General features: G+C 68.4%; 5 protein-coding genes. 3 read left to right on the top strand and 2 right to left on the bottom strand.

Annotated elements, in window-relative coordinates:
• Positions 1–898 (bottom strand): lysophospholipid acyltransferase family protein (locus P3W85_RS16275; RefSeq protein ID WP_276265537.1); only part of this gene is annotated, 898 nt, incomplete at its 3' end.
• Positions 899–1,212: 314 nt separating this feature from the next.
• Between P3W85_RS16275 and metK the strand changes: the two genes are divergently transcribed.
• The 3 genes from metK to P3W85_RS16260 all read left to right on the top strand — a co-directional run bounded on the left by metK (position 1,213) and on the right by P3W85_RS16260 (position 5,663).
• On the top strand, positions 1,213–2,376 hold the full coding sequence (gene metK, locus P3W85_RS16270) for a methionine adenosyltransferase (protein ID WP_276265536.1): 1,164 nt from the start codon (positions 1,213–1,215) through the stop codon (positions 2,374–2,376).
• Between the two features lie 279 nt (positions 2,377–2,655).
• Complete coding sequence (locus tag P3W85_RS16265; RefSeq protein ID WP_017228138.1) at positions 2,656–3,606, top strand: Kdo hydroxylase family protein; 951 nt, start codon at positions 2,656–2,658, stop codon at positions 3,604–3,606.
• A gap of 377 nt (positions 3,607–3,983) precedes the next feature.
• Positions 3,984–5,663, top strand: a complete 1,680-nt coding sequence (locus P3W85_RS16260) for a GMC family oxidoreductase (RefSeq protein WP_276265535.1) — start codon at positions 3,984–3,986, stop codon at positions 5,661–5,663.
• Positions 5,664–5,732: 69 nt separating this feature from the next.
• Here P3W85_RS16260 and P3W85_RS16255 read toward each other — a convergent pair.
• A partial coding sequence (locus P3W85_RS16255; protein WP_276265534.1) for a methyl-accepting chemotaxis protein occupies positions 5,733–6,777 on the bottom strand: 1,045 nt, incomplete at its 5' end.

Here is a 6,777-nt window from a genome sequence, read left to right as displayed (position 1 = left end):
GCACCGCCAGTGGATCGCGCGAGGCGCCGGGTGGCGGCGCGCGGGGCGGCTGGGCCGGCGGCAACTCGGCGCCGGTCGGGTGCTTGTAGCGGTTGTAGCCCCACAGGTACTGGGTGGGGGCTGCCATTACCAGTTTCTCGACGGCCTGGTTGATCACCGCGGCGGCTTCGGCCTGGTCCTCCGGCAGCATGTCGTCGATGACCTGCATATGCCCGAGGAAGCCGTCGCCGCGCGGCAGGCGCTCGGCGAAGATCGCCGCGATGGGCGCGCCGGTGAGCTGCTGCAGGCGTTGCACCAGGGTCATGGTGTAGGCCGGCTTGCCGAAAAACGGCGCCCAGGCGCCTTCGCCCCCGGTGGGGACCTGGTCCGGCAGGATGCCGATGGCTTCGCCGCGCTTGAGTGCCTTGACCAGCATGCGCACGCCGCGCGGCTGCGCCGGCGCCATGGCCAGGTTGGGGCGGGTGCGCATCTTGACGATCCAGTCGCGCAGCCATGCCTGGTGCGGCGGCTTGTACAGGGCGGTGACAGGATGCCGCAGGGCGAATGCCTGCGGGAGCACTTCAAAACAGCCGAGATGCGGCACCAGGATGATCAGCCCCCGGCCCTGTGCCATCAGCCGGTCGATTTCCGGCCACAGCGGGCCGGCGAAGCCGTACATGCGGGCTTCGGGATTGCGCCGGCTCCAGAAGTAGGGCATTTCCAGGATCATGCGCCCGGTCGAGCGGGCCGCCTCGGCCAGCATCGCCTCGCCGGCGTCGGGGTAGGCCTGGCGCAGGTTCCCGCCAAGCCGCCTGCCGTAGCGTCCCGGCAGGCGCGCCGCCAGCAATCCGAGCGTACCGCCGATGGCGTGCAGCCACGAGAGCGGCAAGCGGGAAATCAGCCAGAACAGAAAGGTCATCGGATTGGGATAGCGGCCCGGCGGGCCGGGTGGGTGATTAATGTTCTGCCAGGCAGTGCCGTTAGTGGGGGCAAGCAAATGGATCCCGCCGTCTCATTACGGAGCCCACTGTACGGTTTGCATGGCTGCGGCCTTGCGCCCGGCCAGTAGCGCTGCAGGGCAGCTTGCAGGCGCGTATAATAACGCGTATCGCCGAGTTAACTGACAACTTGCGGGGCGATACCGTTCTACCGGAACGGCGTGAAAATACCGCTAAAGCGTCGCCGCCCGGGCTGAAAGGTTGGCACGCAATAGCTAACCTGGAGAAAAAGTTCGTGGCAAACGACTTCCTGTTCACTTCGGAATCCGTCTCCGAAGGCCATCCCGATAAGGTCGCTGACCAGATTTCCGACGCTGTCCTCGATGCCATCCTGGCCCAGGACAAGTATGCTCGCGTGGCTGCCGAAACCCTGTGCAACACCGGGCTGGTGGTTCTCGCAGGGGAAATCACCACGACCGCCAACGTCGACTACATCCAGGTCGCACGGGACACCATCAAGCGCATCGGCTACGACAACACCGAGTACGGCATCGACTACAAGGGCTGCGCCGTGCTGGTCGCCTACGACAAGCAATCGCCCGACATCGCCCAGGGCGTGGACCGCGCCTCCGACGACTACCTGAACCAGGGCGCCGGCGACCAGGGCCTGATGTTCGGCTACGCCTGCGACGAAACGCCGGAGCTGATGCCCTTCCCGATCTACTATGCGCACCGCCTGGTCGAGCGCCAGTCGCAGCTGCGCCGCGATGGCCGCCTGCCCTGGCTGCGTCCGGACGCGAAGTCGCAGGTGACCGTGCGCTATGTCGACGGCCGGCCGCACAGCGTCGATACCGTGGTGCTGTCGACCCAGCATGCGCCGGATATCACCCAGGCGCAGATCCGCGAAGCCGTGATCGAGGAAATCATCAAGCCGGTGCTGCCGGCCGGAATGCTCAAGGACACCAAGTACCTGGTCAACCCGACCGGCCGCTTCGTTATCGGCGGCCCGCAGGGCGATTGCGGCCTGACCGGGCGCAAGATCATCGTCGATACCTACGGCGGCGCATCGCCGCACGGCGGCGGCGCGTTCTCGGGCAAGGATCCGTCCAAGGTCGACCGCTCGGCCGCCTACGCGGCCCGCTATGTGGCCAAGAACGTGGTCGCTGCCGGCCTGGCGCGCCAGTGCCAGGTCCAGGTCAGCTACGCCATCGGCGTGGCGCGCCCGATCAACGTCACGGTCTATACCGAAGGTACCGGCAAGATTTCCGACGAGGCCATCGCCGCCCTGGTGCAGGAGCATTTCGACCTGCGTCCGAAGGGCATCGTGCAGATGCTGGATCTGCTGCGTCCGATCTATGAGAAGACGGCAGCCTACGGCCACTTCGGCCGCGAAGAGCCGGAATTCTCGTGGGAAGCGACCGATAAGGCCGCGGTGCTGCGCGCTGCCGCGGGCCTGTAAGGCTGCAGACCAGACCGGCTGGATGTGCCTGCACCGCAGCGCTGCCGGCAGTCTGAGCGCCGCCCATCGGGCGGCGTTTTTCCATGGCGCGCAAGCGCGGCTCCGGCCCGTGCCCATCTTGTCCAGGATCAAGCGCGACGCCGCCAGGCGTGGCGCCGCACGGCCGCGAGGGTAGAATCGCGGGATGGCAAAGCGGTCCGGCGAGTGGCGCTTTGTGATCCTGCCGCCGTGCCGCAGGCACGCGCCCAGGTCGCCGGAGCCCGCATACCGAGGATGCCCATGTCACCTGATTCGACCCCTACGCCTTCCGCGTCCAGCGCCGCCGCGTCCGCGGCAGGCACGCACGCGTTCAACCTGATCCGGCCGCAGCCTTTTACCGAGTGGGCACCGCAGGTCGATGCCGGCACCAGAGCCGGGCTGCGCCGCGAACTGGAGCAGGGCGCGGTGCTGTATTTCCCGCAGCTGCACTTCCGTTTCGAGGCTGGCGAGGAGCGCTTTCTCGACAGCCGCTGGTCGGACGGCAAGTCGAAGAACATCAACCTGCGCGCCAATGACCAGGCCGTGCGCGGCGCCACCGGCGGCGAGCAGGACCTGAAGGATCTTTATCGCCTGATCCGCCGCTATGCCGAATACAGCGAGAAGCTGGTGCTGACCCTGTTCCCCGAATACGGCCCGCATCTGGTGCGCGCCGGCACCTCGCTGCGCCCGAGCGAAATCGCCGGCCGCCCGGTGAGCTGGCGCAAGGACGACACCCGCCTGCATGTGGATTCCTTTCCGTCCAACCCGCTGCTGGGCCAGCGTCTGCTGCGCGTGTTCCACAATATCGACCCGCAGGCGCCGCGCGTGTGGCGGGTGGGCGAGCCCTTTGGCGACTTCGCGAAGCGCTTCGTGCCGAAAACCCGGGGGATGTGGCCGGGGCAGGCACGGATGATGGAATTGCTGCACATCACCAAGCGCCGGCGCTCGGAGTACGACCATCGCATGCTGCAGCTGCATGACCTGGCCAAGGCGGATCTCGACTACCAGGCCAGTGTGCCGCAACAGGAATTCCAGTTCCCGCCGGGATCGACCTGGATCGTCTTCAGCGACCAGGTGCTGCATGCGGCCATGCGCGGGCGGGCCATGATGGAGCAGACCTACTATCTGTCGCCGAAGGCCATCAGCGACCACACGCATTCGCCCGAGGCGGTGCTGTCGCGGATGCTGGGGCGGCCGATGGTGGTGGCGTGAGGCCCTGGGGGTAGACCACTGCAGGTCTGCTGCCCCCTTCGCCCATCTGTGGGAGGGGGGCGGCAACCCTCGGGCACTCAAGCCGCGCTGACGCATCCTGCGCACTTCCTGGGCCGTGGCGGGCAAGGCGTTCTGACCCCCATGCCCTAGCCATGCGTGGCCGCCCGGCAGTGTCGGCACGGCACTAGCGCCGCGCTTCAGGCAGCCATGCGTGCCGCCCTTTCCATCCCCCTTTCCACCCCCCCGGCATAGCGCCTAAACTGATTTCGCGGCGTGCTCGCGGCGTGCCCGCCAGACCGGGGTGCCCGGCATGCCCGGACGGATAAAGAGGCCGGCGCAACCCCGGCGTCCTGACCTCCGACCACGCGGGGAGACAGATGGAAACCACCTTTGACTATCTCGTCGTCGGCGGCGGCTCGACCGGGTGTGCCCTGGCCAGCCGGCTGGCGGACAGCGGCAGCGACAGCGTGGCGGTGCTCGAGGCCGGCGGCCACGATCACCATGCGCTGGTGTCGACGCCGGCCGGTTACGCGGCGATGCTGCCGCGTGCCGGCAGCCACAACTATGGCTACTGCACCGTGCCGCAGCCGGGGCTGGACGGGCGCCGCGGCTACCAGCCGCGCGGGCGCGGCCTGGGGGGCAGTTCCTCCATCAATGCCATGATCTACACGCGTGGCCGGCCGTCCGACTACGACGGCTGGGCCATGGCTGGCTGCGATGGCTGGTCCTGGGACGACGTCCTGCCGTATTTCCGCCGCGCCGAGTGCAACGAGCGGCTCGCCGGGCGCGATGACGATCCCCTGCACGGCGGCAGCGGCCCGCTGCCTGTGTCGGACCTGCGTACGCCCAATCCCTTTGGCCAGCGTTTCATCGAGGCGGCACAGCAGGCTGGCTACCGCCGCAACGACGATTTCAACGGCGTGGACCAGGAAGGAGCGGGCTGGTACCAGGTGACCCAGTACGGCGGCGAGCGCTGGAACGCCGCACGCGCCTACCTGCATCGCGGCGATGCCGCCGACCGTGCCTGCAACGGCGGCCGCGCCAATCTGCATGTGTTGAGCGGCGCGCAGGTGCAGCGCATCGAGTTCGAGGGCCGCCATGCGGTCGGCGTGCTGGTGCGCCTGGATGGACGCGAAACGGTGCTGCGCGCGCGCCGCGAAGTCATCGTGTCGGCCGGTGCCTTTGGTTCGCCGCAACTGCTGATGGCATCGGGCGTGGGGCCGGCTGCGCACCTGCGCGAACTGGGCATTCCCGTGGTGCACCATCTGCCAGGCGTGGGCGGCAATCTGCAGGATCATCCCGACATCGTCGTGCACAAGCGCGTCGCCGCGCCCGAACTGTTCGGCGTGTCGGTGGGTGGCGCCTTTCGCCTGCTGGCCGAGATCCTGCGCTACCGGCGCGAGCGCACCGGCATGCTGACCTCCAACTTCGCCGAAGCCGGCGCCTTCCTCAAGAGCCACCCCGATCTCGACGAACCCGACCTGCAGCTGCGCTTCGTGGTCGGCATGGCCGACGACCATATGCGCCACATCCGCCTGGGCCACGGCTACGCTTGCCATGTGTGCGTGTTGCGGCCGAGCAGCCGTGGCGAAGTGCGGCTGGCCTCGCCCGACGTCCGCGATGCGCCGCTGATCGATCCCCGTTTCCTGTCGGACCCGCGCGACCTCGACGATCTGGTGGCGGGGGTGCGGATCGTGCGCCGCATCCTGGCCCAGCCGCAGCTTGCGGCGTTCGGCGGCAAGGAATTGTATTCGTCGCACCTGGCCGCGGACGGCAGCGACGACAGCGCGATCCGCGCCATGATCCGCGAGCATGCGGACACCAGCTACGATCCCGTGGGGACCTGCCGCATGGGCATGGACGAATACGCGGTGGTGGACCCGCAGTTACGCGTGCGGGGGGTGCAAGGCCTGCGCGTGGTGGACGCCTCGATCATGCCGACGCTGATCGGGGGCAATACCAATGCGCCGGCCATCATGATCGGCGAGCGCGCGCATGACCTGATCCGGAACGGTCCGCGCGTGGTGTTGCGGCTGGCCGAGGTGCTGGCGGTATGAAGCGCGGCCCGGCCTCGATGCCGGGCGCGAGGCGATCCGCGGACCGCTGCGCGGCCCGCCGGCCGCCGTTCAGCCCGCTGCCAGGCGGAAGGTCGACACCGTATCGCGCAGCTTGCCGGCCTGGTCGTCCAGCGACTGGGCGGCGGCGGCTGCCTCTTCCACCAGCGCAGCGTTCTGCTGCGTGACTTCGTCCATCTGGCCGACTGCCTGGTTGACCTGCTCGATGCCGGCGCTTTGCTCGTCCGAGGCGGCGGCAATCTCGCCAATGATGTCGGACACGCGTTTCACGGCCTGGCGGACTTCGTCCATGGTCTTGCCGGCGCCCTCGGCTTGCGCCGAGCCGGTGCGCACGGTGTCGACCGAGCTTTCGATCAGGTCCTTGATCTCCTTGGCGGCACTGGAAGAACGCTGCGCCAGGCTGCGCACCTCGCCCGCCACCACCGCAAAGCCACGGCCCTGCTCGCCGGCGCGCGCCGCTTCCACCGCGGCGTTGAGCGCCAGGATATTGGTCTGGAAGGCAATGCCCTCGATCAGGCTGGTGATTTCGGCGATACGGTTGGAACTGGCGCTGATCGCGCCCATCGTCTGCACCATCTGCTGCACGGCCGAGCTGCCGTGCTCCGCCACGTCGGCGGCATTGCTGGCCAGGCCGCTGGCCTGGCGCGCGTTGTCGGCGTTCTGGCGCACGGTGGTGGTCAGCTGTTCCATGCTCGACGCCGTTTCTTCCAGCGATGCCGCCTGTTGCTCGGTCCGCGCCGACAGGTCGGTATTGCCGGCAGCGATCTGGCGTGCCGCCACGCCCACCGATTCCGTCGAGTGACGCACTTCGCGCAGCGCCCCCGCAACACGTTCGAGCAAGCGGTTGAAAGCCGTGGCGGTGCGCCCGATCTCGTCCATGCTGCCAACCGGCGCGCGCCGGTCGAGGTCGAGCGAGTCGCTGACATATTCCAGGGTGTGCTCGATCTCGGCCAGGCTGCTGTGGATGCGGCGGTACACCGTTACCGCCAGGTAGCCGGTCACCAGCATCGCCACGGCGATCACCGCGGCGAATACCGCCACGACCGTGTCGTATTGCGCGCGGTTATGCACCACGGCGCGCTCGCCCAGGTCCGCG

The organism is Cupriavidus basilensis (assembly GCF_029335485.1).
Classification (GTDB): domain Bacteria; phylum Pseudomonadota; class Gammaproteobacteria; order Burkholderiales; family Burkholderiaceae; genus Cupriavidus; species Cupriavidus basilensis_E.
Note: the sequence above shows the minus strand (reverse complement) of the source record. Positions and strands in the feature narration are given on the sequence as shown.